18 protein-coding genes and 1 riboswitch are annotated in these 24,994 nt (G+C 35.6%); of the genes, 3 read left to right on the top strand and 15 right to left on the bottom strand.

What is annotated here, in order from left to right; translation table 11 throughout:
- Positions 1–9: 9 nt before the first annotated feature.
- Positions 10–2,229 carry a ribonucleoside-diphosphate reductase subunit alpha gene (locus tag QDN89_RS14865; protein WP_280770944.1) on the bottom strand — a complete coding sequence of 740 codons (2,220 nt, stop codon included), beginning with the start codon at positions 2,227–2,229 and terminating at the stop codon, positions 10–12.
- A gap of 197 nt (positions 2,230–2,426) precedes the next feature.
- A riboswitch (cobalamin riboswitch) is annotated at positions 2,427–2,625 on the bottom strand.
- 209 nt (positions 2,626–2,834) lie between these two features.
- Between QDN89_RS14865 and QDN89_RS14860 the strand changes: the two genes are divergently transcribed.
- Complete coding sequence (locus QDN89_RS14860) at positions 2,835–3,350, top strand: hypothetical protein (RefSeq protein WP_280770943.1); 516 nt, start codon at positions 2,835–2,837, stop codon at positions 3,348–3,350.
- A gap of 70 nt (positions 3,351–3,420) precedes the next feature.
- Here QDN89_RS14860 and QDN89_RS14855 read toward each other — a convergent pair whose 3' ends face one another.
- A complete protein-coding gene (locus QDN89_RS14855; protein WP_280770942.1) occupies positions 3,421–4,623 on the bottom strand; it encodes a GTP-binding protein in 1,203 nt (400 codons plus the stop codon).
- A 159-nt stretch (positions 4,624–4,782) separates the two neighbouring features.
- Between QDN89_RS14855 and QDN89_RS14850 the strand changes: the two genes are divergently transcribed.
- The gene (locus QDN89_RS14850) at positions 4,783–5,517 is read left to right on the top strand and encodes an alpha/beta hydrolase (RefSeq protein WP_280770941.1); all 735 of its coding nucleotides are present in this window, start codon (positions 4,783–4,785) and stop codon (positions 5,515–5,517) included.
- Between the two features lie 121 nt (positions 5,518–5,638).
- Here QDN89_RS14850 and QDN89_RS14845 read toward each other — a convergent pair whose 3' ends face one another.
- From QDN89_RS14845 to adhE, 12 genes are all read right to left on the bottom strand, one after another.
- A complete protein-coding gene (locus QDN89_RS14845) occupies positions 5,639–6,742 on the bottom strand; it encodes an FAD-dependent oxidoreductase (protein WP_280770940.1) in 1,104 nt (367 codons plus the stop codon).
- Between the two features lie 98 nt (positions 6,743–6,840).
- On the bottom strand, positions 6,841–7,713 hold the full coding sequence (locus QDN89_RS14840) for a gamma-glutamylcyclotransferase family protein (RefSeq protein ID WP_280770939.1): 873 nt from the start codon (positions 7,711–7,713) through the stop codon (positions 6,841–6,843).
- 175 nt (positions 7,714–7,888) lie between these two features.
- Positions 7,889–8,809, bottom strand: coding sequence for a cation diffusion facilitator family transporter (locus QDN89_RS14835; protein WP_280770938.1), 921 nt, complete (start codon positions 8,807–8,809; stop codon positions 7,889–7,891).
- Positions 8,810–8,957: 148 nt separating this feature from the next.
- Positions 8,958–9,893: an AAA family ATPase gene (locus QDN89_RS14830; protein WP_280770937.1), complete on the bottom strand. Its 936-nt coding sequence runs from the start codon at positions 9,891–9,893 to the stop codon at positions 8,958–8,960.
- 147 nt (positions 9,894–10,040) lie between these two features.
- Positions 10,041–10,940, bottom strand: coding sequence for an oligopeptide ABC transporter permease (gene opp4C, locus QDN89_RS14825; RefSeq protein ID WP_280770936.1), 900 nt, complete (start codon positions 10,938–10,940; stop codon positions 10,041–10,043).
- Between the two features lie 10 nt (positions 10,941–10,950).
- Positions 10,951–11,916: an ABC transporter permease gene (locus tag QDN89_RS14820; protein WP_280770935.1), complete on the bottom strand. Its 966-nt coding sequence runs from the start codon at positions 11,914–11,916 to the stop codon at positions 10,951–10,953.
- 81 nt (positions 11,917–11,997) lie between these two features.
- On the bottom strand, positions 11,998–13,806 hold the full coding sequence (locus QDN89_RS14815; RefSeq protein WP_280770934.1) for an ABC transporter substrate-binding protein: 1,809 nt from the start codon (positions 13,804–13,806) through the stop codon (positions 11,998–12,000).
- A 114-nt stretch (positions 13,807–13,920) separates the two neighbouring features.
- The gene (locus QDN89_RS14810) at positions 13,921–14,946 is read right to left on the bottom strand and encodes an ABC transporter ATP-binding protein (protein ID WP_280770933.1); all 1,026 of its coding nucleotides are present in this window, start codon (positions 14,944–14,946) and stop codon (positions 13,921–13,923) included.
- A complete protein-coding gene (locus QDN89_RS14805; RefSeq protein WP_280770932.1) occupies positions 14,936–15,940 on the bottom strand; it encodes an ABC transporter ATP-binding protein in 1,005 nt (334 codons plus the stop codon). The genes QDN89_RS14810 and QDN89_RS14805 overlap by 11 nt, the downstream gene beginning before the upstream one ends.
- Positions 15,941–16,069: 129 nt before the next feature.
- Positions 16,070–16,519: an Lrp/AsnC family transcriptional regulator gene (locus QDN89_RS14800; RefSeq protein ID WP_280770931.1), complete on the bottom strand. Its 450-nt coding sequence runs from the start codon at positions 16,517–16,519 to the stop codon at positions 16,070–16,072.
- A 353-nt stretch (positions 16,520–16,872) separates the two neighbouring features.
- A complete protein-coding gene (locus QDN89_RS14795; RefSeq protein ID WP_280770930.1) occupies positions 16,873–19,104 on the bottom strand; it encodes a pyruvate formate lyase family protein in 2,232 nt (743 codons plus the stop codon).
- An 84-nt stretch (positions 19,105–19,188) separates the two neighbouring features.
- A complete protein-coding gene (gene adhE, locus QDN89_RS14790) occupies positions 19,189–21,792 on the bottom strand; it encodes a bifunctional acetaldehyde-CoA/alcohol dehydrogenase (RefSeq protein WP_280770929.1) in 2,604 nt (867 codons plus the stop codon).
- Positions 21,793–22,291: 499 nt separating this feature from the next.
- Here adhE and QDN89_RS14785 point away from each other — a divergent pair, with 499 nt between their 5' ends.
- On the top strand, positions 22,292–23,830 hold the full coding sequence (locus QDN89_RS14785) for a hypothetical protein (RefSeq protein ID WP_280770928.1): 1,539 nt from the start codon (positions 22,292–22,294) through the stop codon (positions 23,828–23,830).
- 113 nt (positions 23,831–23,943) lie between these two features.
- Here the strand turns inward: QDN89_RS14785 and QDN89_RS14780 are convergent, their stop codons facing one another.
- Positions 23,944–24,903: a hypothetical protein gene (locus QDN89_RS14780; protein WP_280770927.1), complete on the bottom strand. Its 960-nt coding sequence runs from the start codon at positions 24,901–24,903 to the stop codon at positions 23,944–23,946.
- Positions 24,904–24,994 lie beyond the last annotated feature (91 nt).

Below are 24,994 nucleotides of genomic sequence, written 5' to 3'. Positions count from 1 at the left end.
TCCCTCCAATTAACTTGAGCAGCTTTCACAGTCTTCTAATTCACTAGAAGTTGAGCGTACATAATAAGTCGTTTTCAATCCGTTTTTCCAAGCATCACTATGCAAATCGAGTAATTCTTTCGCTTTAATATTATTTTTCACATATAAATTGAAAGAGACAGATTGATCGATATGCTTTTGTCTGGCTCCATTTTGTTTGATACTCCAATGCTGATCAATTGTATGGGCCGGCTTATAATACCATGTCGTATCTTGATTCAAGTTAGGCGCAGTCACTGGAATTTTGTAATTCTTTTTTTCCTCGGCATACTCTTTTTTAAAGATAGGGTCAATTGATGCCGTAGCCCCTGCGATCAGAGACGTACTGGAATTTGGAGCTACAGCCATTAAATACCCGTTACGTACTCCTTTTTCTTTTACTTGTTGCTTCAGGTCTGACCATCTTTTTGAATGGTACCCACGACTATCAAAATATTCTCCAGTAGAATAAGTGGACCCTTCAAAAACAGGGTATGACCCTTTTTCATTCGCAAGTTCCATGCTAGCTTTCACTGTATAATAATGGATGTTTTCATAAAGCTCATCCGCATATTGCACAGCTTTTTCTGATTCCCATGGAATTTTCATTTCTGCAAGTAAGTGATGCCAACCAAATGTCCCTAGACCAATCGCGCGATATTTTTGATTCGTCATTTCGGCTTGAGGGACTTCGATCGTGTTCAAATCGATGACATTATCGAGCATTCTGACTTGAATGGGAATCAGTCTTTCAAGAACATCGTTTTTAACAGCAGTCGCTAAAGAGATCGAACTTAAATTGCATACGACGTAGTCACCTGCTTTTTTCGTTGTAATAATTTCACCGTCACTAGTCGTTTGTTCACGTACTGTCGTCGCACTCATGTTTTGCATAATCTCTGTGCATAAGTTTGATGAATAAATCATTCCTTCATGACGATTAGTATTCATACGATTCACCGTATCCCTGTAAAACATATATGGTGTTCCTGTTTCCAACTGTGAAATCATGACTCGCTTCATAATGTCTATAGCTGGAACTTTCACAGAAGATAAGTCTTCATTTGCCACACATGCATAATAATAATCTCGAAAGCTTCCTCGTCCCTTTCTCTCGTCATAAACATCTTCTAACGAAAATCCCATCACTTGGCGAACTTCGTGTGGATCAAATAAATGCCAATCTTCTCTAGCTTCCACCTTTTCCATAAACAAGTCTGGAATACAAACACCAGTAAATAGGTCATGTGTTCTCTGACGCTCATCTCCATTATTAAGTTTGGCATCAAGAAAAGAAAAAATATCTTTGTGCCAAACATCTAAATAAACAGCAATCGCTCCTTGTCTTTGGCCTAGTTGATCGACACTGACTGCGGTGTTATTTAATTGCTTCATCCATGGAAGAACGCCGGATGATGTTCCTTTAAACCCTTTAATTGTTGAACCTTTTGCACGAATTTTCCCTAAGTAGACACCTAATCCCCCTCCGTTTTTGCTAACGGTTGCTGCGTCTGTATTACTATCAAAAATGCCTTTTAAACTATCATCTACCGTATCTATGAAGCAGCTCGAGAGTTGACCGTGCGTTTTACCGGCATTTGCAAGTGTCGGAGTAGCAACAGTCATATACAAATTCGAAAGAGCCCAATAAGATTCTTCAACTAGTTTTATTCGTTTTTGCTTAGACTCTTTAACCATCAAACTCATCGCAATGATCATCAATCTTTCTTGGGGTAATTCAAGCAATTGTCCCCTATGTGTTCTTGCCAAGTAACGGTCAGCCAGTGTTTTTAACCCGATGTATGTAAAGAATTCATCTTTCTTTTTATCGATGTAACTCCCTAAATGTTGTAATTCTTCTTCTGAGTACTCTTCGATTAATTCTTTTTTATAGAAACCTTGTTCAACTAGTTGTTTGATTAATAACGAAAATTGTTCGTAAGCTGGGATGTGACGTTCAGATGATACTTCCTCATATAGATTGTGAGAATATAGTTTTGATGCAACAAAGGTCCAATCAGCCTCTTGAGCAGTTAACTGATCCAACGCTGCCATAACTGGAATATTTGCTTCCGTTTGGTGCTGGCTTGTCATGGCCTTTAATCTTTCTAGGAACGGTTTCCATGTTAGGTGTGGAAATCGATGCCTTAATTCTCCTATGATTTCATCTAATCCATTCTTTGTAATAGTACTTTTGCTCATCTTATTCATCCTTTCAAAGTGTAGTAACTAACTCATTTGTGAATAGCGAATGCAACGGTCATAATAGGAAACGTCAAAGCATACAAAAAAGCCCCCTTGATTTCAAGGAGGCTGATAAAACGGCAGGTTAGGTCTGAAGACGAAGTTAAAAAATCGCAAAAAGCGATATCCACTACCGTTTCTCATTCTCAACCCCCGAAGATCAGAAACTATAGAAAATCAAGGCAGGTCTCCTGACTTATGCTTCACTCTACTTTGAGCCTTCCCATATAAGCACCATTTCCATGACGTTCTTATACAGTGGTTGTCTCAGTTCGTCCACATTTACAGTTGCGGGGACAGCTCCAGATTTACACTGAATTCCCTTTTAAGCCTCTTTAGAGGCACCTGATATTCCGTTCATATAAAATTGTATATACTATATATTGACATCACTATTAATTTTTTTGCAATATATTGATATAAAAACAGAATAACGTATTTTTTTATGAAAAGCAATGGTTCTTTTCCATTTTGAGAAAACATGTTATAAAGTCTTGAAAAGGGAATTATTCTCTAGTAAAATATGTACCTGTGTTTTAAATCGGAAACTACGTTGAAAGGAGTAATGAGTTATGTTAGCTCCTGCCGTTTATGAGCCAAAGCAGGATAAAAACAAAGAAACATTAATCGAAGAAATGGAAGATTTAGAGTTTCAAATGTTTCGAATGCAAGAAAACATGAAAGAGATCGCTAAAAAATGGAACGTTTTAGGAATAGATCAAACAAAAGAGGAAAAGTGGGTTATTGTCTATTCTTCAGATGATGGTAACGTTTGTAAAATAATGGCCCATGATTGTGAAGAAGCTTTTCAAGGTAATTGGGCTTTTTCCATTCACGCGCATTATAAGCCAAACTATCACATTCACATAGATGATATTCGAGGAGAAGAAAATCGCGGTTATGGATCCGTTTGCATGAAATTTCTTAAAGAATACACCATCGATCAAAATATCCATACGATCTCAGGAGACATCTCACACCGAGACTGGGACCACTTAGATCGACTCATTCATTTTTATAAGAAGCATCATTTTTATCTAGATCTTGAGCATTCAGAACAAAAAGGTGAAATTTATTGGCATCCTTAAATGAATCAAAAAATGGAAAGGGAGGTGGCGATAAAACCACCTCCCTTCTACCTTATTATTTAAAACTAGCTCATGTATTTTCAATTGGAACTTGGACATCCCACGGGAATGGATCAGTCATCTTTGTCCAATCGGTCTTCATCTCTTCGTCCGTTAATAAACAATTATTCAGTTCAGAAATGATTTGAGCTTTATCCATATCCGTCCCTATAAAAACAAGTTCATTTTTCCGATCTCCAAAATCCTCATTCCACTCCTCTTTCATGTCTGCATTTTCTTCTAAAAACTGCTGTTGTTTCTCCGAAGACATAGAGGCAACCCAAAACGATACTGGCTCTAAGGAAACAGAGGGTCCTGCTTGCGACATTAATAAAGCTAAATCATTACGAGTTGCGCACCAAGCAATTCCTTTCGCTCGAACGACCCCTTTAGGGAAATCATCTCCCCATTTGAAAAATCGTTCAGAATGAAAAGGTCGCTCACGTCGATATACAAACGAGCTAATCCCATACTCTTCTGTTTCTGGTACATGCTCTTCTGCTTCTAATTCTTTTAGCCAACCTGCAGACATACTTGCTTGATCAAAATTAAATAAATTTGTATTGATAATTTCTGAATAAGCTACCTTTCCGTGATTGCTTTTGATGATTTTTGCATCAGGCTGTAGCTTTCGCAAAATACTTTCTAATTTATTTAATTGAGGCTTCGTGATCATATCAGATTTGTTAATGACAAGGACATCACAGAATTCTATTTGATCAACGAGTAAATCTGATACATCTCGAATATCATCATCTGTAGCTGCTTGCTGTCGTTCTAATAAACTTTCCCCAGACTCATAGTCGTACCAAAAACGATTCGCATCGACGACCGTAACCATCGTGTCCAATTGACAGCTTTCCGTTAAATCAACACCAACTTCTTCATCGATATAAGAAAAGGTCTGAGCAACAGGAACTGGTTCTGATATACCTGAAGATTCAATGACAATGCAGTCAATGTCCCCTTGCTTTGCTAGTTTGTCTACTTCTAAAAGCAAATCTTCACGTAATGTACAGCAAATACATCCATTAGACATTTCTACTAGCTTTTCTTCCGTTCTTCGGAAGCCTCCTTTTTCAACAAGCTGCGAATCAATATTGACTTCACTCATATCATTAACAATCACAGCAACTCTCAATCCTTCACGATTATCGAGAATATGGTTTAACATACTCGTTTTACCTGCACCTAAATAACCGCTTAAAACGGTTACGGGGATTTTTGTATTCATATTTATTCAGTCTCCTTCGATTCAAATCGTAATTATTACTATTTAATATCTTACAAACGATTAGCTGATTTGTAAAGCAAATCATTATCTTACTTTTAGAAAGATTGATAAAATCAATTTATAAATAGCTAGAATAAATCTGTGAGGAGATAAATGATTATGTGGAGAAAAATTAAAAAACATGGATGGAAAATTGCAGTTGCTTTAATGACAATTTTGATTGTTGGAGGTTATTACTTATTACGCCCTTACGAGCCAAATCAGTTAGCGATGGAAGCCTTAAAAGGTGATCAGCGTGTTGATGTGGAGGAAATCGATCAGATCATTTATTTCAAATCTTATGAAGAAACGCAAGGTACAGTAATATTTTATCCAGGTGGATTAGTAAAAACAGAAGCCTATGCTCCTCTTGCATATAATTTGGCGCTTAACGGAATGGATACATATTTAGTTCATATGCCTCTGAACTTAGCTGTTTTTGGTGAAAATCGTGCCTCGAACCTCAATTTTGACGAATTAGAGCAGCCCATTGTTATTGGTGGACATTCACTAGGTGGAGTGATGGCTTCAAGATTTGCAACAGAAAACGAAGATCTTGTGGATGGTGTATTTTTCCATGCTTCTTATCCAGATGAGGACGGAGATTTATCAAACAAGAATCTTTCGGTGCTCTCCATTACAGCAACAAACGATGAAATATTAAACTGGGAATCACATGAACAGGCACAAATATATTTAGGAGAAGAAATAACGAAAATTGTCATCGAAGGTGGAAACCATGGTCAATTTGGATCCTATGGTCAACAACGAGGAGATGGAGATGCTGAGATAACAGAACAAGAGCAACTTCAAGAAATTACGGAAGCTATGCTTAATTGGATCCAAATAAATTGATAGCAGAGAGTTTAAAGGTATTGTATCCAAATCAAAGATCACACAATTTTTTTGTGCATTTAATTTCAATACATCCCTCCTCGTAAAAAGAGGTTAATGGTTCTATACATTCCCTTCTTTTTTATTTCGGTGGTTTACTGAAAGTAGCCGATGGTTTAATCAACCGAGTAATTAAACTTAATAAGTTATATTCTCCAGTAATTGCTTTTTTAGTTAAACGTCTCTGAACTAGTTTTACAATAAAATCGAAATCCCTATTATCAAACGATGACCAGACATCCCGAGCGACGATCCCTTGATGGTATGTTTTCCAAATTGGCTTTGTTAAATTCTCAAACTCTCCCATACCCAACAAATCTTGAGCGGCATATACTCCTGTTAACATATGAGTGAAGTACCCTGCTCCAATATATGGAAGTGCCGAAGAATAACAAGCGCCTATAAAAAAAGTATTTCCTATTCGTGGGTAGCGACAAAGTCCTGTCGCTCGATCATTTGCCTGATATTTTTTATTCGGGACGTGAAAAGACATTTGAAGGTTTTTTTCAGCACGTTCCATAAATGTTTCCCAATAATGATCTAATCCTCCATCACCAATGTGTTCTTTCGAAGGAATGGAAATGCCCAAACAAGCTTCTTTTGAATTATACGGAATAAGAAATCCATACCCTTTGGGTGCGATATTATTATCCAACCATGCTGTAAGCTCATATCGGTCAAAATTGCCTTTGATATTTTTCCAAGTAAGCGATCCTTGTTTCTCTTTCTCGAATAACCCAATTTTAGCCGTGAATTCTTCAGGTTCGGCTGTTGCAACTAAAACGTGAGAGTATTCGTGAAGTAACTCCTCGTAGCTTACTTTTGAATTGAAGTGAATAGGTGTCTTTATTTGTTCTTTAAGTTGCAAACTGATTGATGGTTTGTGCTGTGAATTTTGAATAAAATATCCGAACTGACCGTGAATAGACACCTGTTCACGTTCAGAAAATACTGTCAACTTACGGATATTCGCATCAGGACGGATAATGATTCCGTGTTCCTCTGTCATATATCTGACGACATCTCCTGTCAGGGGAGAAAGATTTGAGAACAAAACATGCCCGCAATCAAATAAATCGCCAACTTCCTCTTTTATTTCAAAAATATCAGGAAAAATGCCATGCTTCTCCAGCGTAATCGCTGCACATAAACCTGAAAAGCCAGCTCCTATAATAGCTACTTTCATGAAAGCACCACCTCTTTGAATACATTTTTATATTTTGTACAACAATATAAAAAAATATGACAAAGAAGTTTGATAGCTCAATTACAAGAATATGAAAGCTAAAATTTATACCCCAGATCGAAGAGTTGACGATTTAATTTTTGAAAATATTCTGTTGACACTCTTCCTTGAGCACCTCTTAATATTTCTGTCGCATAGTGTTCTGGTGGTGCAGTAGAAGGTTTTTTATCTATCACCGTAAAGGTTAAAACTTGCTCTACTAACTCTCCATTAATATCAACATTGACAAAAGTAGGTCGATAATTATGAGAATAGACCCCTTCCCGTTGAAACAAATAATTAATTGCTTCTTTTGGTAAGCTATACACAATTCCTTCTACAAATTCGTTGCTATTAGTTTCTATAATGTCTGCTCTAGCACCGTCTGGTTGCGGAAAGGAATAGGCAAAGCGATAACCATCTAGTTTACCGATTTTAACTTCCTTTGAGAAATGTTCAATCATTCCTGCTTTTTCGATCCGTTCTGTGTCCATACAAGACCCATAAGCAAAGTAGTATACATGTGTGAACGATTTAAACCACTGGTGGACATTCCAATCTTGAAATGGAATTGCTTCTCCTAACGATTTTTCATGACGTTCATCTAACACATATCCCCAACATGTATAAGTGTCTTCATCTGTTGTCACTTCTTTTTTGCAGCGATAATAAAGGTTTGACTCTCGTCCTTCTTCATACCCCTCCAGAACATCTAAACTATTGAGGGTTTCTTTGTTAACCTGATAAATTTCACCAAATACGTTCAGGTTATCATTCAGAAGTAAGGCTGGATAACCATGACCTGTGTCATAAAGCCCACCTATTATTTTGGCTTGCTCTGATATAAGGACTGCATTTTTTAATAACGCATGATTTGTTTGATTTTTCCTTAACGTTCCATAAACAAAAACATAATCTTCTCTATTATTCATTCAAACACACCTTCCTAAATAGTTTATAAATTAGTGCTGTTATTGCTCCATCTTGATATTGAAAAACTGCTCACTTAGATCCCTAAAAGTGTGATTTATAGAGGTAGCCTAGAACAAGACAAGGGGCAGAGTATTTATCCTTTAAAGAAAGTCTATCTTTATCGTAATCTATTCATTAAACAGCCCATTTTTTGTCTGCAGTAAATGAAACAGTTAACCATTTATTATAAGGAATCTTAGACAGTAATAAATCTAGTTCTTCCCTAACACGATCTTGTTCACTAATTTTATTAATCGGTTGAGATATATCATCTTCAACTATAAAATCTACTTCTATAAAAATACCACTACCTACTTTTTGTACTCGAGTGATCGATTCATGAATATGATATTTCTCTTCTAAAGACTCAACTGCTTCTTCAATCATCTGAACCAATGAATGGTCTGGTGCCATTCCGATTATCTCTCTTCCATTCTTAAACATTTCTGACAACGGTACTTTTAAGAAATATATAGAGACGAGCAAAACCATCACTGGATCTACATATGGGATGATATAATCAAACGGGGTGAACACGAGGGCAAACGCAATGAGAAAACCGCCTAGTACCCCTGCACTTAATAACATATCCATGTACCATTGATTCGCTTCCGCTTTTACAAAATCTGATGATGAACTAGTTTGTTTTCTTCTTAAATACTTGAAAACGAAAAAACATGCAATAGTTGAAATAGCAGCGTAACCTAAAGCGATTCCTACGGACACTTCTCGACCACCAGATATCAAATCACTTATCGCAGAAATCATAGCAGCAATACTGATGACACCAATCATAAAATATTTAAACATGATTACTATCGGTTCAAGCATATCTTTTCCATATGGGAACCTTCTCATATCATGCTTTCTAATAAACTTTGCAGCAACAAATGACATGCCTGATAGAAGTACACTAATAAAAGAGTATAAACCATCAAACAGAATCATCTGTGAACTAGCAATCAACCCCAAGGTAACGCCCCCTGCGGCAAAAAACAATGCACCCATTACCGAAAATTTAAGTAATCGATCTTCTAATGAATGATCATATTCCATTTTTCCACCTCAAAAAATATATTCTGTACCTAATCATATATCAAATGAAAGAACTCTTCAAAACAATTGCTTTAGGTTGAGTTATGTTTTGAAATAAGAATAAGTACAGAAATACATCCATTAGTTTACATAATATTATTATCGTAACTTAAGCTTTTTCAATCATTTTAATCCTCTTTATTGATAAATCATTTAACTTTTCGAACATCTCTTTTTGTTTCTTTTGAAGCTGATAAATCGTTTTGTTAACGAGACTATTTGTTGCCTCAATTTGATTTGCTGCATCTGAAATTTTATCATGAACCATCCAATTGACTATTATTCCGTCGAAGAAATAATCTGCGAAAGTGAGAAGTTCTCCAATATTTAAGTCTACTTTCATATGATTTTTAATATCCAATAGTTCATCTTGAAACTGCCTTAACCTTCTTTCAGCATGGTGAACGGTTTCTTTTGCTGTATCTAAATGACTATGTTTTATTGCGGTAGTTATAATACCTCCACCAAACAAATCAAAAGTAGACCATCCTTTTGCCTTATCGAAAGAAGCGGATGCTTTGTTCAAAGCATTCTGAGCAATCTCTCCTGCATCTAGTGCTTCTTGAACCTCTTCTATTTGCCCTGCCAACTCCGCTTCTTGTTCCGTGATATCAAATAGTTGTTGACTCCATAAACTCGTTTCATTGTGAATCAACTCTTCTTTTCTATTGATTAAAGAATGATAGTCTCGCTCCACGTCTCCTAGTTGATTGACAGAAAATTGATACTCATCATGTTCGGCTTTTAATTCCTTTAACGTTTGATAAGCTTCTTGATATTTTAATTTTGCTTTGACAACCTCTTTTTTTCGTTCATCCATTTTTTCTTGCTTATTACCAGCGATGGTAGAAAAAACATTCGCCAAGGAAAAGCTATGTAATTTTTCAACATCCTCTTTTTCTAACATTAATTCATTCTCCAATGACTGTACTTCTTTTTCATTTAATTGAAGACTTTCCTCTAATCTTCCAAGGTGTTCATTCCATTTTGTGTGCTTTCGTATTTTCTCTTTCACTTCTCTAATTTCTTCATTCAAACTTATCATGTATAAATCCCCCTTCATTTTTTATACGAACTTAAATAAAAAATGTTCCACAAAACGATAATTTTATAATTAATATCCAAACAAATAATTGGTCTTCTGTTGCCAAAAATGGAAAAACGTTCCTAATATATATTAGGAACGTATGTATTACATATTACTTTTAGTATCAAATGCATCTCTTAATCCATCACCAATAAAGTTAATCGCTAATACTGTCAACAATATGGCTAAACCTGGTGGTACCCATGCTTCCGGATGTTGTGTTAATACTCTTAAACTTCTTGCTTCGGTAACCATATTTCCCCATGTCGGTGTAGGTTGCGGTATACCAAACCCAATGAAGCTTAGACCAGATTCAATGATGATTAAAGTTGCCATCATAATAGTTGCATTTACTATAATAGGTCCAATTGCATTTGGCAAGAAATGTTTAACTATAATTCTTAAGTCAGAACATCCAATAGAACGTGCTCCTATAATGTATTCTTTTTCTCTTAATGATAAGAATGTTCCCCTCAATATCCTCGTAATATTAGGCCAAGTTGTTAGAGCAATGATTGTAATAAAAATACCAATCGTCACACGATCTAAAATTGCCATGACTGTTAATACTAAAAGTAAGAAAGGGAAAATTAACATTAAATCTGCTGCTCTCATAATTAAGCTATCTACTTTACCCCCATAAAAACCAGACAAAGAACCAAGAACAACGCCAATTGCCAATGTGAATAACATCGCAAAGAATCCAATTAAAAGAGACACTTGCGAGCCATATACGAGTCTAGAAAAATTATCCCGCCCTGAACTATCCGTTCCAAGCCAATTTTCTCCACTCGGTTTCTGCATAACATTAATTAAGTCCGATTGCCTCGGGTCATGTTGTGCTAGTAAAGGGGCGAAAACAGCAATACTAACCATAATAATGATGATAACAATTCCTGCTACAGCTAACCGATTACGAAGAAAGCGACGCATGGCAAGCTGTAATGGACTTTTACTTTTTTCTGGTTGTGATGATTTTACGTCTTCTGTTTTTCTAATTCCCAATGCGCTCACCTCAATCGTAACGTATTCTAGGATCAACTATTGCATAAAATATATCTGCTAATAGGTTTCCAACTAATATAGTAACAGCAAGTATTAAATTAATCGCCATGATTACAGGATAATCACGATTTTGTATTGAATTCAAAAACAATGTTCCTAACCCTGGATAATTGAATACAGCTTCTGTAATAACGGCTCCACTTAATAACGTTCCAAACTCAAATCCTAGTAACGTTATAATAGGTATTAAAGCATTTCGAAGCGTATGCTTGTACAATACAGAACCAGGGCCTAACCCCTTTGCTCTAGCTGTACGGATAAAGTCACTTCCCATAACTTCAAGCATTTCTGTTCTTAAGTAACGCATATATATAGCCGTGCTTGCTAACCCAAGAGTAAACCCAGGTAAAATTAAGTGACGAAGTTTATCAATAAAATACTCAAATCCTGTTAGACCAACGGAAGAAACAGTTCCTTGTGATGGGAACCATCCCAACTGAAACGAGAAGAAATAAATCGCTATTAATGCAGCGAAAAAGTTCGGTGTTGCAAGACCGAGAAAAGCAAATGTTGTTGCACTATAATCAAGTAATGAATATGGTTTTTTAGACGAATAAATCCCTATAGGAATGGCCACAAGAATCGTGACTGCAAGTGCAAATAAAGATAGATATAATGTATTCATTATTCGTGATGTTACTAACTCAGAAACTGATCGGCCTGTGTAATGCATCGATTGACCGAAGTCACCAACTGCCACAGAACTAAGCCAGTTCCAATATTGCACAGGAATTGGATCGTTCAATCCTAGTGCTTCTCTTCGCTCTTCCAATACTTCAGCTGGAATATCAGGATCTAAAATCTCCCCACTCATCGGATCACCTGGCGCTGCTTGGGCTAATCCATATACGACCACTGTTACTAAGAAGAGCATTGGAATAAACTGTAAAACTCTTCTAGTTATGTATTTATACATACAGGTTTCCTCCCACTCAATAAAAGGGGCGCATGGCTGGTCTAGACCATACGCCCAAATATCATTTATCGTTAGCTAATATTATTGTTCTAGATACCATAGATGAGAATCATCTAGGATTTGATGTGTTTTAAATGTAATACCTTGTAAATTTGCATTGTGTGCATAAATAACATTTTGTGAATACAAAGGAATAACTGGAAGTTGCTCAGACATATATTCGCTCCACTCGTTATACTTTTCTTCTCTGTATTCTTGATCAAAAGCGTCAGGAGCAGTAATTGCTTCTAGCATTAATTGATCAAACGTCTCATCATCGTAACGAGGATAGTTATATGCTGCTGTAGACAAGAAGTAACCTGATGGATCTGGATCACCAGAAGCTAGACTCCATCCAGCAAGGTAAAGATCCATATCTGTATCATTTTCTTCAATTCTATCAAAGTGAGCACTGGCCTCACGTGGACTATTTAAGTTCACTTGAATGCCTACTGCTTGAAGGTTTTCTTGAATAATTGGAGCTGTTCTTTCGCGAATCTCATTCCCTGTTGGGTAATCAAGATTTAACGTGAACTCTTCTCCATCTGGGTTGGTTCTGAAATCGCCATCCCATTCATATCCAGCTTCATCTAAAATTTCATTTGCACGATCTTCATTGTAATCATATTTAATTGGTGCATCTTCATTGTATGCCCATGAAGCTTCAGGGAATGTTGCGTGCATGACCTGACCCGCTCCATACATTAAACCATCGACAAAACCTTCTCTGTTAATTGCATGAGCAATTGCCTGGCGAAGTGCTACATCTTGCACTTTTTCATTTGGAACCCAAGAATCTTTATCTGTAAGACTGTCATTAGGTCCGTGATTATGTTTAAATGCCATATATTGATAACCTAAGTCTTGCAATTCAAGGATTTCAACATTGTCCATCGCTTCTACGTCTTCTCGATCAGCTGCTGGAACACCACCTGGTCGATTAAGTAAATGAATTTCGTCATTTTGAAGCATACCTGTCATAATTGCTTGGTCAACTACTTGCCATACGACACTATCTAAATAAGGAGTACCTTGCCAATAGTCTTCGTAAGCTTGAAGGATGTATTGCTCACCTTCTTGATATTCAGTAAGGTTAAAAGGACCTGTTCCAATAACTTCTTCCGCATTATAAGCTGATGAATGTTCAGCCATTTCTGCTACTGGAATATCTCCTAAAATATGTTCAGCTACAATAAAGAAACTAGTATCTGCTAAAGCTTTAATGTTTGGTTCAGCAAAAGTAAATTTAACTGTATAATCATCAAGAGCTTCAACACCTTCTAATGTATCCGCATCTCCTGACACATACTCTTCATATCCTGCAAGAGTGCTGGCATAGTTTGTTCTTACCCCACCTGCTGCAACATAATCAGGGTCTGCGATAGCTGTGTAAGTAAAGACAACATCGTGAGCTGTCATTGGCTCTCCATCATGCCAAGTAACATCTTCTTCCAATTGATAAGTTAATTCTGTAAACTCATCATTAAATTCCCAGTCATGAGCTAATCCAGGAATAAATTCTAAGTTTTCATCTTGTTTCACAAGGCTTTCAAACGCTATATCTAAAATATTTGCGTCATAAGCAGAACTGTAGAATAAAGGATTAAATTGGTGATCTGGAGCTGAATACATTGCAGCTGTAATCGATCCACCTGATTGAGGTTCTCCGTCAGAATCCTCTGCATCATTATCATTATTATTGTTGTTAGCATCATCGTTGTTATTATTCACTTCATTGTTTACGTCGTTACCGCCATTTTCTGTTCCTTCTTCGTTATTTCCACCACAAGCTGCAAGAGCAACCATAAGTGATAAAAGAAGAACAATCATTAGCCAAAAGCTTTTCTTCATAATACTAATTCCCCCTATTTTTTAATCTTGACCAAATGAAAACCTTAAATAGTTACAATACTTTGCTGCCTTTCTTGCCTCACCTCCCTTAAATCATCAAATTTAGGCTAAATATCAGCTTTGTAAATCTTCAGATGATTTAGATTCTGGGTTTGTATATAAGTGGCAAGCAACGTAATGTTCTTCTCCCATATGTACAAGTTCAGGTCGATCAACTTTGCAACGGTCATGTACTTTCGGACATCTTGTATGAAAAGCACAACCAGTTGGAGGATTGGATGGACTAGGTAAATCTCCTTTTAACGGAGTCTTTTCTCTTACATTCAAAACATCTGTTGAAGGAACAGCTGCAATAAGTGCTTGTGTATATGGATGTAATGGTTTGTCATATAAAGATTTCTTCGGTGCAATTTCTGCCATTCTTCCTAAATACATGACCCCTACTCGGTCACTGATATGTTTGACCACACTCAAATCATGAGCAATGAAAAGATATGTAAGTTCAAATTCATCTTGTAAATCTTCCATTAAATTTAATACTTGTGACTGAACAGAAACGTCTAATGCAGAAACTGGTTCATCACCAATAATAAATTTAGGTCTTGTAGATAAAGATCGAGCGATTCCAATTCTTTGACGCTGACCACCAGAGAACTCGTGAGGGTACTTCATCCTTGCTTCTGGACCTAAACCAACTTTGCCCAATAAATCAACAACCATCTGTTTTCGATCTGCTTTTGATAATGTATTTTGAACGATCATAGGTTCTTCTATTAATTCTCCTACACTCATTCGTGGATTCAAAGAAGCATATGGATCTTGAAATACCATTTGCATATCTTTTCTTAATGGTCTTAACTTCCCTTGCCTTAAACTAGCAATATCTTCATTGTTGTAAATAATTTCGCCTTCTGTCGGATCCAACAATCTTAATATCGTTCGCCCGAGTGTCGATTTTCCTGAACCAGATTCTCCTACAATCCCTAACGTTTCTCCTTTGTAAATAGTGAAACTAATATCATCGACTGCTTTTACGTGACCAACCGTTCGCTGTAATACTCCACCCTTAACCGGGAAGTATTTTTTTAAATTCTTTATTTCGAACAACACTTCTTGTTTTTTACTAGTTTTACTTGACATGAGAGACTCCTTTGCCGCTTCCATCGTATAATACACAGCGGACTTTGTGATTCAAGCCATCTTCAATTAACTCCGGAAGGGCTTCTGTACATTGCTCCATTGCATGTTTACATCTTGGAGCGAATCGGCATCCTTGAGGAAAGTTATGAGCTGGTGGAACCATTCCAGGAATGGATTCTAACCGCTCTGTATCTTGTTCAATTTTCGGCATACTATTTAAAAGACCTACTGTATAAGGATGTTTTGGATTAACGAATAACTCTTTAACAGAAGCTGATTCGACGATCTGTCCAGCGTACATAACAGCTACACGATCGGCCGTTTCCGCTACAACTCCAAGATCGTGAGTAATCATCAAAATCGAAGATCCAGTTTTCTTTTTCATATCTAACATCAGATCAAGAATTTGAGCTTGTATTGTCACGTCAAGAGCTGTTGTAGGCTCATCAGCAATAATTAATTTAGGAGCACAAGATAGAGCCATCGCAATCATTGCTCTTTGACGCATACCACCTGAAAGTTGGTGTGGGTATTCATGAAAAATATCTTCTGCTCTCGGAAAACCAACAAGTTTCAATAACTCAATCGTTTGTTTTTTCGCTTCTTTTTTTCCCATCTTTTTATGCTTTCTTAAAGGCTCCGAGACTTGAGTTCCTATCGTAAAAACTGGATTTAACGACGTCATTGGCTCTTGGAAAATCATCGCAACGTCATTTCCTCTTGTTTCGGTCATTTGTTTTTCATTAAGTTTCAATAGATCGATACCGTCAAGTTCAATAGAACCATCTACAATCTTTCCTGGTGGACTTGGAATGAGTTGCATAATCGATAGAGCAGTAATACTTTTCCCACTACCAGATTCTCCAACTATCGCAAGTGTCTCTCCTTTTTCGATGTAAAAGTCTATGTTGTCTACGGCTTTGGCAACTCTTGTTTTATCTATTTTGAATTGTGTTTTTAACCCTTTAACATCTAAAATTCTGTCTTTCTTCATTCCTGCACCTCAAATCAAAATAATTTAATGAACGTTCCAATTAAACCAGTATGTTAATTCTTCTTTTGCTTACGCAATATTCGTTTAAAATGAATATTCGGAAAATTTTAGGCTTTTAAACTTCTTCACTTAAGGAATATAGGAAAAGGAATCTTTATATTGTTTTAATTCAACATTCACTTCTTCACTCTCAATACCATCAATTTGAGCTAATTTTTTATTAACAAAATCCATCAATTCTTCATTGTTTTTAAAATAAGCTTGAATAATAATATCGTGAGTTCCGGAAAAAGCCCCTACAAAACGAACTTCCGAATAACTTCTTAATTCTTCTGCTATTTCCTCATGTTTTCCTAATTTTGTTGTTATTCCAATAATAGCTTGAACGTTCAATCCAATTTTATTTGGATTAGTATGTATAACAAATTCAAAAACATCATCTTTTAACATTCGATTGATTCGAGTACGAACTGTCCCTTCACTCACATTAAGTAGTCTAGCTATTTCGGTATATGAGCATCTACCATTTTCTTGTAAGTAATTTAAAATTGCTAAATCCTTTTGATCAAGTTTTCCCATTAGATTATCACATCTCTTTACCTTTTCGATTGAAATTGCTAAATAAATTACGAAATTAATCGTTTTTCTTTAAATATTCTGCGTATTCCGAAATCATTTAATAAAATTAGTATAATTCAGTAAATTTAGAATTACAATATAAATTTCAAAAATTGTGAAATAATCTAACATAAAAACTAACATTTTAGCGAAAACCTTAATATACCAGCAAAAATTATGTAATAAATCTAATTTAGTCTAGAAATCCATAGAAATATACATACATTAAAAGATGTGTATTCTATTTATAAATTAAAACCCCCTCTGTTATTAAACAAGAGAGGAGGACGTCATTATACAATTCACATTCTTTATCACATAGTCAAATGACATGTTCGATAAATTACATCTAACTGTTGGTCTTTTCTAAGTTTAATAAAGTTACAAGCATATCCTGAAACTCGAATAGTGATTTGCGGATAATGGTCTGGACATTTCATGGCTTCAATCAAATGTTCTCGATTAATGATGTTCACATTCATATGATGACCACCTAAGTCCATATAACCATTTATAATCCCAATTAAATTAGATATCACCAATTCTTTTTCACTACCTAACGCTTTAGGTGAAATGGAAAAAGTGCAAGATGTTCCATCTTTCAATTGATCATAACTAATTTTAGCAATAGAACTAAGGGAAGCTAGAGCGCCTTTTTGATCACGCCCATGCATTGGATCTGCCCCAGGAGCAAATGGTAATCCTGCTTTCCGACCATCTGGTGTACTTCCTGTTTTTTGACCGGAAATGATATTTGATGACATTGTACACACAGATAACAGCGGTAAGGAAAATCGATACGTATAAATATTTTGAAGCTTAGAAAGAAACATGTTAGTTACTTGTATGGCTAATTCATCAACTTTCGTGTCATTATTTCCATACTTAGGGAAATCTCCTTCAATTTCAAATTCTTTCGATAAACCATTACTCCCACGAATAATTCGGACTTTCGCATATTTGATTGCACTCAGACTATCTGCAACAACAGACAAACCTGAAACACCAAGCCCCATCTTTCGTACTGTGTCATGATCGTGAAGGGCCATAGGCATGCGTTCATAAGCATATTTATCATGAGAATAATGAATCATATTTAAGGTTTTTACATAAAGAGAAGCTAACCATGCTAATACTTTATCAAATTTGTATATTACTTCATCAAAATCCAAGTAGTCTGATTTTATTGCTTCTATTTCAGGAGCTACTTGTTCGCCCAAAACTTCATCTTGCCCACCATTAATTGCATACAATAATGCTTTTCCAAAGTTCGCAACTCCTCCGAAATATTGGACTTCTTTACCAATTCTCAGAACAGATACGGAACCTCCAATAGCATAATCATCTCCCACTGCTGCACGTATTCGATCATCATTTTCATATTGAATGGAACTCGTTTTAATACTCGTTTTTGCACAATAATTTTTGAAATTATTAGGGAGTTTAGTTGACCAGAGTACTGTTAAATTAGGCTCAGGAGATGGACCTAAGTTCGTAAGTGTATGAAGAAAACGATAAGAGGTTTTCGTAATCATAGGTACTCCATTCATCGCTATTCCCCCAATAGATTCAGTAATCCACATTGGAACTTCTCTAATGGGATGGTTATCTAACGGCGTTCTTAGAAACCTTACCAGTCTTAACTTCATCACAAATTGGTCAACAAGCTCTTGTGCTTGTGACTCATTAATGAGACCTTCTTCCAAGTCTCTTTCGATATATATATCTAAAAAGGTTGATATTCTTCCGATGCTCATACCTAATCCGTTTTGCTCTTTTATCGCGGCTAAAAAACCAAAATAAATCCACTGAAATGCTTCTTTTGCAGTTTTAGCTTCATGTGATATATTAAATCCATAGGATAAAGCCATTTGTTTAAGGTCAAATAATGCTTGTATCTGTTCTGAAACTTCCTCTAACTGACGAATGACATCTTCTGTCAACATCCGTTGTTTTTCTAACTCTTCTCTTTCAATCCATTTATCTCGTATTAGTCTATCAACACCATAAAGCGCGATTCTGCGGTAATCGCCTATTATTTTACCTCTTCCTTGAGTGTCTGGAAGATCAAAAAAAACACCTGCATGTTTAGCAAGTTTCATTTCTTCAGAATATAATTGGAGAAGATTCTTTTGATGCGTTTTTCGGTTAAGTAAAACGGACTTTTCTAGATTAGAATCTAATTTGTAGCCATAATGTTCACAGTTTTGTTTTATAGTTTGAATGCCGTCATAAGGAATAATTCCACGTTTTAGTGGTTCATCTGTTTGCAAACCTACAATTATCTCTAAATTTTTATCAATGTACCCAGGATCGTGAGAGGTAATGGTTGATACGGTTTTTGTATCAATATCTAACATTCCATTCTTTATTTCTTCTTGTTCAATGAGAATTTGAACCTTTTCCCATAACTTATTTGTTCTATTTGTAGGTGATTCAAGGAAGTCATCATTTCCTTTATAAGTAACCATATTTCGTAAAATAAAATCTCTAACATCAATTTCTTCACACCATACACCTTGTTTAAAATTTTCTACCGTTTGCATTGCAATCTCTCCTCTATGAAATCATCAAGAGAAATAAAGATATGTATAGGAGGATAAACCTCCTATACATATTAGAATTATTTTCTAAACGCCCTTATATGCTAAACGATAAATTTCAGCTAATTCTGTAACTAGAGGAAGTTTAGGGTTTGCAGTTGTACATTGATCTTCAAATGCTCGATCTGCAAGATAGTCCACTTTTTCTTCAAAGACTTTTTTGTCTACTCCACATGCTTCAATACTCATTGGAATATTCATTTCTTTTGCCATTTTAATAATTGCTTGGGCAAGACTTTCTACACCCTGTTGGGTATCTTTTGCTGGCAAACCAAGCATTCTAGCAATTTCAGCATAACGCTCATCTGCTTTAAAATGGTTGTATTTAGGGAAAGATGCAAATTTCCTTGGTTTTGTAGCATTATATCGAATGACGTGTGGCATCAAAATGGTATTTGCACGACCGTGAGCAATGTGGAATTCTGCTCCCATTTTATGTGCCAAACTATGATTAATTCCTAAGAACGCATTAGCGAATGCCATACCAGCAATGGTGGAAGCATTATGCATTTTTTCACGAGCTAATTCATCATTTCCATTCTTGTAAGCCTTTGGTAAATATTCGAATACTAGCTGGATTGCTTTCATAGCTAATCCATCCGTATAATCATTCGCTAACACAGAAACGTAAGACTCAATCGCATGTGTAAGGACGTCCATTCCTGTATCTGCTGTCACAGAAGGTGGGACTGATTTAACGTAAACTGGGTCAATAATCGCAACGTCAGGTGTTAACTCATAATCAGCCAATGGATATTTTACATTATTCTCTTTATCAGTAATAACAGAGAATGACGTTACTTCTGAACCTGTACCTGATGTTGTAGGAATTGCTACAAATTGGGCTTTATTTCCTAATTTAGGATATTTGAAAACTCTCTTACGAATATCTAAGAATTTTTGTTTTAAACCATGGAATTCTAAGTCTGGGTGCTCATAGAAAACCCACATCCCTTTCGCAGCATCCATCGCAGATCCTCCACCTAATGTTATGATTACGTCAGGTTCAAATCTAGCCATCGCTGCTGCTCCTGCCATAACTGTATCAATAGATGGATCAGGTTCTACATCTGAGAAGACCTCATATTGTACTTTATCTTCTCGTTTGTTCAAGTAGTAAAGAACTTTATCTACATATCCCATCTTTACCATCATTTCATCTGTTACAATCATAGCTCGAGTAATATTAGGCATTTTTTCTAAATATTGAGTAGAATTCTTTTCAAAGTATACTTTTGGCGGAACTTTAAACCACTGCATATTATTTTTTCTCATCCCTATTTTTTTGAAGTTTACAAGATTAATTGTACCTACGTTTTGTGAAACGGAATTACGTCCGTAAGATCCACATCCTAGTGTTAATGAAGGGAGGAATCCATTATAAATATCACCTATTGCACCTTGAGAAGAAGGAGCGTTTGAAATAATTCTTCCAGCTTTCATTTTCATGCCATATTGACGAATGACGTCTTCTCTACCTGAGTGAATAACTGCAGAGTGACCAAGTCCTCCAAATTCGAGCATTTCTTCTGCTCTCTTAAAACCTTCTTCTTGATTTTTCACTTTAAAACACGCAAGTACTGGACTTAATTTCTCTCTTGATAATGGAGATTCAGGTCCGACCGTTTTTAATTCAGCAAGTAAAATCTTCGTTTCATTATGAACGGTAACTCCGGCCATTTTAGCAATTTCAGCTGCTGGCATACCAACAATCTTAGGATTTACTGCACAAGTATCCTCATTAATTACTAACGTCTCAACTTTTTTGCGCTCGTCTTCCGTTAAGAAATGGCAGTTGTTTTCTTGTAATTCTAATTTTGTCTCTTCATAAATTTCTTTATCAATGATAACTGCTTGCTCAGAAGCGCAAATCATACCGTTATCAAACGTTTTTGATAGGATTAGATCGTTGACAGCTTGCTTTACATTAGCAGTTTTTTCTATATAACAAGGTACATTTCCTGGTCCAACACCTAATGCTGGTTTTCCAGTGCTGTATGCTGATTTCACCATACCAGCTCCGCCGGTTGCCAATACAACAGCCACTCCTGGGTGATTCATCAATTGTTGCGTTCCTTCTATTGATGGTTTTTCTACCCATTGAATACAATTTTCTGGCGCCCCCGCTTTAACAGCGGCCTTGTAAACTACTTCTGCAGCAGTTGAACTACATTTTTGTGCTGATGGATGGAAAGCAAAAATGATAGGGTTTCTAGTTTTAATAGCGATCAGTGCTTTGAACATTGTTGTGGAAGTTGGATTTGTTACAGGTGTAACTCCAGCTACAACCCCAACAGGTTCAGCTATTTCGACCATTTCTTCATGTTCATTTTCATGTACAATTCCTACTGTTTTATCATGTTTAATCGTATTATGAATATATTCTGTAGCAAAAATATTTTTGATAATTTTATCCTCATAAACACCGCGTTTTGTTTCTTCCACTGCCATTTTTGCTAAAGGCATATGTTGGTCAAGTCCAGCTAACGCCATTTCTTGAACGATATGATCAATTTGTTGTTGATCATATTCAAGAAATTCTTCAAGTGCTTTTTTTCCATTTTTCACTAACTCATCAATTACTTGAACTGTCTCATTAACTTTTGTCATCTTCTTTTCATTTACAGCCATTTTAATTCCTCCTAAAGATTATGTGATGTGTTTCACATGTTTTCTTAAAAAATAAATCGCCTTGCTGTTCTGTTGATTACAATTGTATTATAGCGCGTATTCACATAAAATAAAATGACCAATTTGTGAAATGATTCACATTCACAATGATACCGTATTCATTTTGTCGATTTATTGACAGTTCCTTTCAACACTTGATTTTCATTGTTTTTTTCATAGCAAACGACTCAAATAAAATAAATCTATTTATATTTTGTTTTTAACACTATGTTGTTTTGTTTAAAATAAATAGAAGCGAAAGTTCGTGAGTTCTGTCTTTACTAATTGTATCTTTTTTGAATATAGCTAAATAAAACGAACTCCATTATGTAAGATCATTCAGCTACCTTCTATATAATTAACAATATTGTAATACATTTATGTTAAAAGGTATTTATTTTAACGTATTAATAGGATAATATATAAACTTGTGTGAGAAAATTATATAAGGGGTTTTAATATGGACATTGTAGAACAAATTACGAACTTACAGTTGTTGAATCAATTTTGGATTCTTCTGTTTTTTCTAATACCTATGGTAATTATATCTAGAACAGTTGTAGCAGGAACAAGGTACTCTCCAATACTTATTATAGTTATCTTCGGATTGTCGTTAGGTTACATATTAGTTATTAGTGATGTTTCCACTCCAGGCTTATCAGAATTTCCTTTTGTCAATTTAATGGCTAGTACGACAATCATCGCTTTAACAGTTTCCTTTTTTGTAGGGGGACAAGAATTACGAAAAATTCTTGGTAACAAAAAAGAAATTGCAGATAATATGGTTGTTCCATCTGAAGAAGAAACAGTGTTAGGAACGACCCGTACACAATTTATTTTCATTTTACGTTCTTTCTTCTTACTATTAGGTATTGAAGGTTTAATTAGACTTATTCTAGGTACAGGGCAAGATGCTATGTTAAGTAATTATTATCCACTTATCGCCTACATCGGTCTTGTTGGTGCTATTATTTTCATTGATAACAAAGCGCGAATAACAAATAAACGTTTATATATAAGAAAAGGATTAATTGAAATCACAGGCATTGTTGCCGTTTTGTTTCTTTCCTATCAAGTTGCGCAATTGATTAAACCAATTATCGCTCTTCCACAAATTTTCTTTGCGATGATGATCGCAGCAGCTATTGGGGCTGTCATGTACCGCTGGACATTTGGTCCGACAATTCGAGCGCTGTTATTCGGAGGTATTCCAGTTGTTTTAGCTGCAAACTTTATGGTTGGTGGTTCCAGAATAGGAGAAGCATTTACGATCGACGGCATGAATGCTGTTCTCGCATATGGATTTTTCGGACAATTGTTATGGATGTTTGGTGGTATTGCGTTAATAATGTATTTTTCAAAAACAACGAATGCAAGAAACTTAGCACCGGGTATGGCCGGTGCACTATCTCACTCAGGTTTAACAGGGGCTTGTACAGCTGGGGACTTTGGAAATGTAGCAGCAAAAAGAGCGCCAATTATGATCAACATTCCGTTTTTCGGTCACATTTTTGTTTTCTCCATTTTGGCTATTAGTGCAGAGAGAGGAAACTTATGGTTATTACCTTCCTTTATTCTCGTGTCGATTGGTATCCTTTTGACGATTTATGCGTTACGCAACTTAAGAGATGCACAAGGGAATGATAAAAAAGAAGTCAATGCCTTAATGCAGTTTTCATTCGGTTGGCAAATTTGTGCAGTATTCGGTGGGTTAACACTATTGAGTCTAAGTGCTATGCAAATGGATTATGGTGCGATGGCTCAAACAAGTGCTATTTCTCACTTCGGGTTATTTGCAGCGATTCAAGAAGGTATGTTTGGTGCAGATGCTGCTGCACTCATTCCGTTTATTTTCTCTATGCCTTTCTTAGTTCACCCATTAGTATTCTATATGTTTGGTAAAGCGATGGAAAACGATGGTGAAATGCCAGTAAAACCAGTATATATCCTTGCTCTTCTCGGAGTAATAGGAGTTACTGGTGCGCTGATCATCTTTTAATATGAATATAACTAAAAAACCATTCCACATTTAATTGTGGAATGGTTTTTTATCGAAATTTAGCAAGAACTCTCTTTCCTCAAACATTGGTTAGAATTTAAGTAGTGGGAAGTTCACATATACTGTATGCCTCTTTTTTCAGCCGCACGTATTAACATACTTAAACTCATTAGTCTCTGTATAAAGTAATCAAGTTCTTGAGTATGAAAATCATGAAGTGAAATCATATCGTGTTGATGAAGTTCCCATTTTTGTAATATCATATTAATTTTATCGGTATCCTCAAGGCTTAATGTATGATCTATCTGAGCTACATCCGTATAAAAAATTCCACTATTCCAATCAATACATGAATTTAGATCCATCTTAAGTTTAAAAGACTCCTGTTCGTTTGAAGTTGCCTCTTCTTTTGTTATTTCTTCTAAAAGAACAGTTAGAAAACGAGGTTTTTTCAAATATCCTTTAACATTTTCATAAGAAAGAACAAGTCTCCCCTCATATTTTAAACGATGATGATAATATATTTGGAATGTTCTTTGTTTACAATTATCATCTCCGCTTACTTCTGTTGATAATTCTTTATCAGCAACAAGAATCGAAAAGTCTGACCAACTAGTGTTCAAGTCAGCTCGTAATAAGCTTTCTGCGAAAAGAATAATTTCATCATTTAAACGATAATTATTTTGTTGTGTAATCGAAAATTGTTCATGAGGTTTATTTTTGCTATTGTTCAGTTCTTCTAATTGACTAGCTCGCAGCTCAACATAGTTAATTTTCAAATGGTCAAATAGCTTTTTGTGCTTCTCACTGATTCCTATGCTTGCTACTATGAAGTTTTTATTAGAATTAGTTAATAAATTTTTTGCCATATCGTCAAAGAATTTTCCGAGCTGATTTTCTACTATCGTTTCGTGAAAATAATAAACAATCCACATTTTTTTATTTTTATCTTGGTAAATCAATTGAGTCATTTTTTTCGAAAAATAAGTAAATGCTTGTTTAAAAGAAAATGTTGGGTCTATCATTTCTGGGTGTTTTTTCATCAAAAGTATGAAGTCATGTTCGTTGTTCATTTGAACATCCTCTCTCCAATCTAAAAAGCTGTCTTCTATGTCACGTTATTTTATAACCTATATTTTTGTTTGGTAAACATGTTTACTACTC

The organism is Salipaludibacillus daqingensis, from assembly GCF_029891575.1.
Lineage (GTDB): Bacteria > Bacillota > Bacilli > Bacillales > Salisediminibacteriaceae > Salipaludibacillus > Salipaludibacillus daqingensis.
The sequence above is the reverse complement of the archived record's forward strand: the minus strand, read 5'-3'. Positions and strand labels throughout refer to the sequence as shown.

Excerpts from the sequence above, each read along its gene's own strand:
- QDN89_RS14795 (WP_280770930.1), bottom strand. The coding sequence starts at position 19,104 with ATGCAAACGGTAGAAAATTTTAAACAAGGTGTATGGTGTGAAGAAATT.
- QDN89_RS14835 (WP_280770938.1), bottom strand. The coding sequence starts at position 8,809 with ATGGAATATGATCATTCATTAGAAGATCGATTACTTAAATTTTCGGTA.
- QDN89_RS14840 (WP_280770939.1), bottom strand. The coding sequence starts at position 7,713 with ATGAATAATAGAGAAGATTATGTTTTTGTTTATGGAACGTTAAGGAAA.
- QDN89_RS14815 (WP_280770934.1), bottom strand. The coding sequence starts at position 13,806 with ATGAAGAAAAGCTTTTGGCTAATGATTGTTCTTCTTTTATCACTTATG.
- QDN89_RS14860 (WP_280770943.1), top strand. The coding sequence starts at position 2,835 with ATGTTAGCTCCTGCCGTTTATGAGCCAAAGCAGGATAAAAACAAAGAA.
- adhE (WP_280770929.1), bottom strand. The coding sequence starts at position 21,792 with ATGGCTGTAAATGAAAAGAAGATGACAAAAGTTAATGAGACAGTTCAA.
- QDN89_RS14845 (WP_280770940.1), bottom strand. The coding sequence starts at position 6,742 with ATGAAAGTAGCTATTATAGGAGCTGGCTTTTCAGGTTTATGTGCAGCG.
- QDN89_RS14855 (WP_280770942.1), bottom strand. The coding sequence starts at position 4,623 with ATGAATACAAAAATCCCCGTAACCGTTTTAAGCGGTTATTTAGGTGCA.
- QDN89_RS14865 (WP_280770944.1), bottom strand. The coding sequence starts at position 2,229 with ATGAATAAGATGAGCAAAAGTACTATTACAAAGAATGGATTAGATGAA.
- QDN89_RS14830 (WP_280770937.1), bottom strand. The coding sequence starts at position 9,893 with ATGATAAGTTTGAATGAAGAAATTAGAGAAGTGAAAGAGAAAATACGA.
- QDN89_RS14820 (WP_280770935.1), bottom strand. The coding sequence starts at position 11,916 with ATGTATAAATACATAACTAGAAGAGTTTTACAGTTTATTCCAATGCTC.
- QDN89_RS14780 (WP_280770927.1), bottom strand. The coding sequence starts at position 24,903 with ATGAACAACGAACATGACTTCATACTTTTGATGAAAAAACACCCAGAA.
- QDN89_RS14805 (WP_280770932.1), bottom strand. The coding sequence starts at position 15,940 with ATGAAGAAAGACAGAATTTTAGATGTTAAAGGGTTAAAAACACAATTC.
- QDN89_RS14810 (WP_280770933.1), bottom strand. The coding sequence starts at position 14,946 with ATGTCAAGTAAAACTAGTAAAAAACAAGAAGTGTTGTTCGAAATAAAG.
- QDN89_RS14800 (WP_280770931.1), bottom strand. The coding sequence starts at position 16,519 with ATGGGAAAACTTGATCAAAAGGATTTAGCAATTTTAAATTACTTACAA.
- QDN89_RS14785 (WP_280770928.1), top strand. The coding sequence starts at position 22,292 with ATGGACATTGTAGAACAAATTACGAACTTACAGTTGTTGAATCAATTT.
- QDN89_RS14850 (WP_280770941.1), top strand. The coding sequence starts at position 4,783 with ATGTGGAGAAAAATTAAAAAACATGGATGGAAAATTGCAGTTGCTTTA.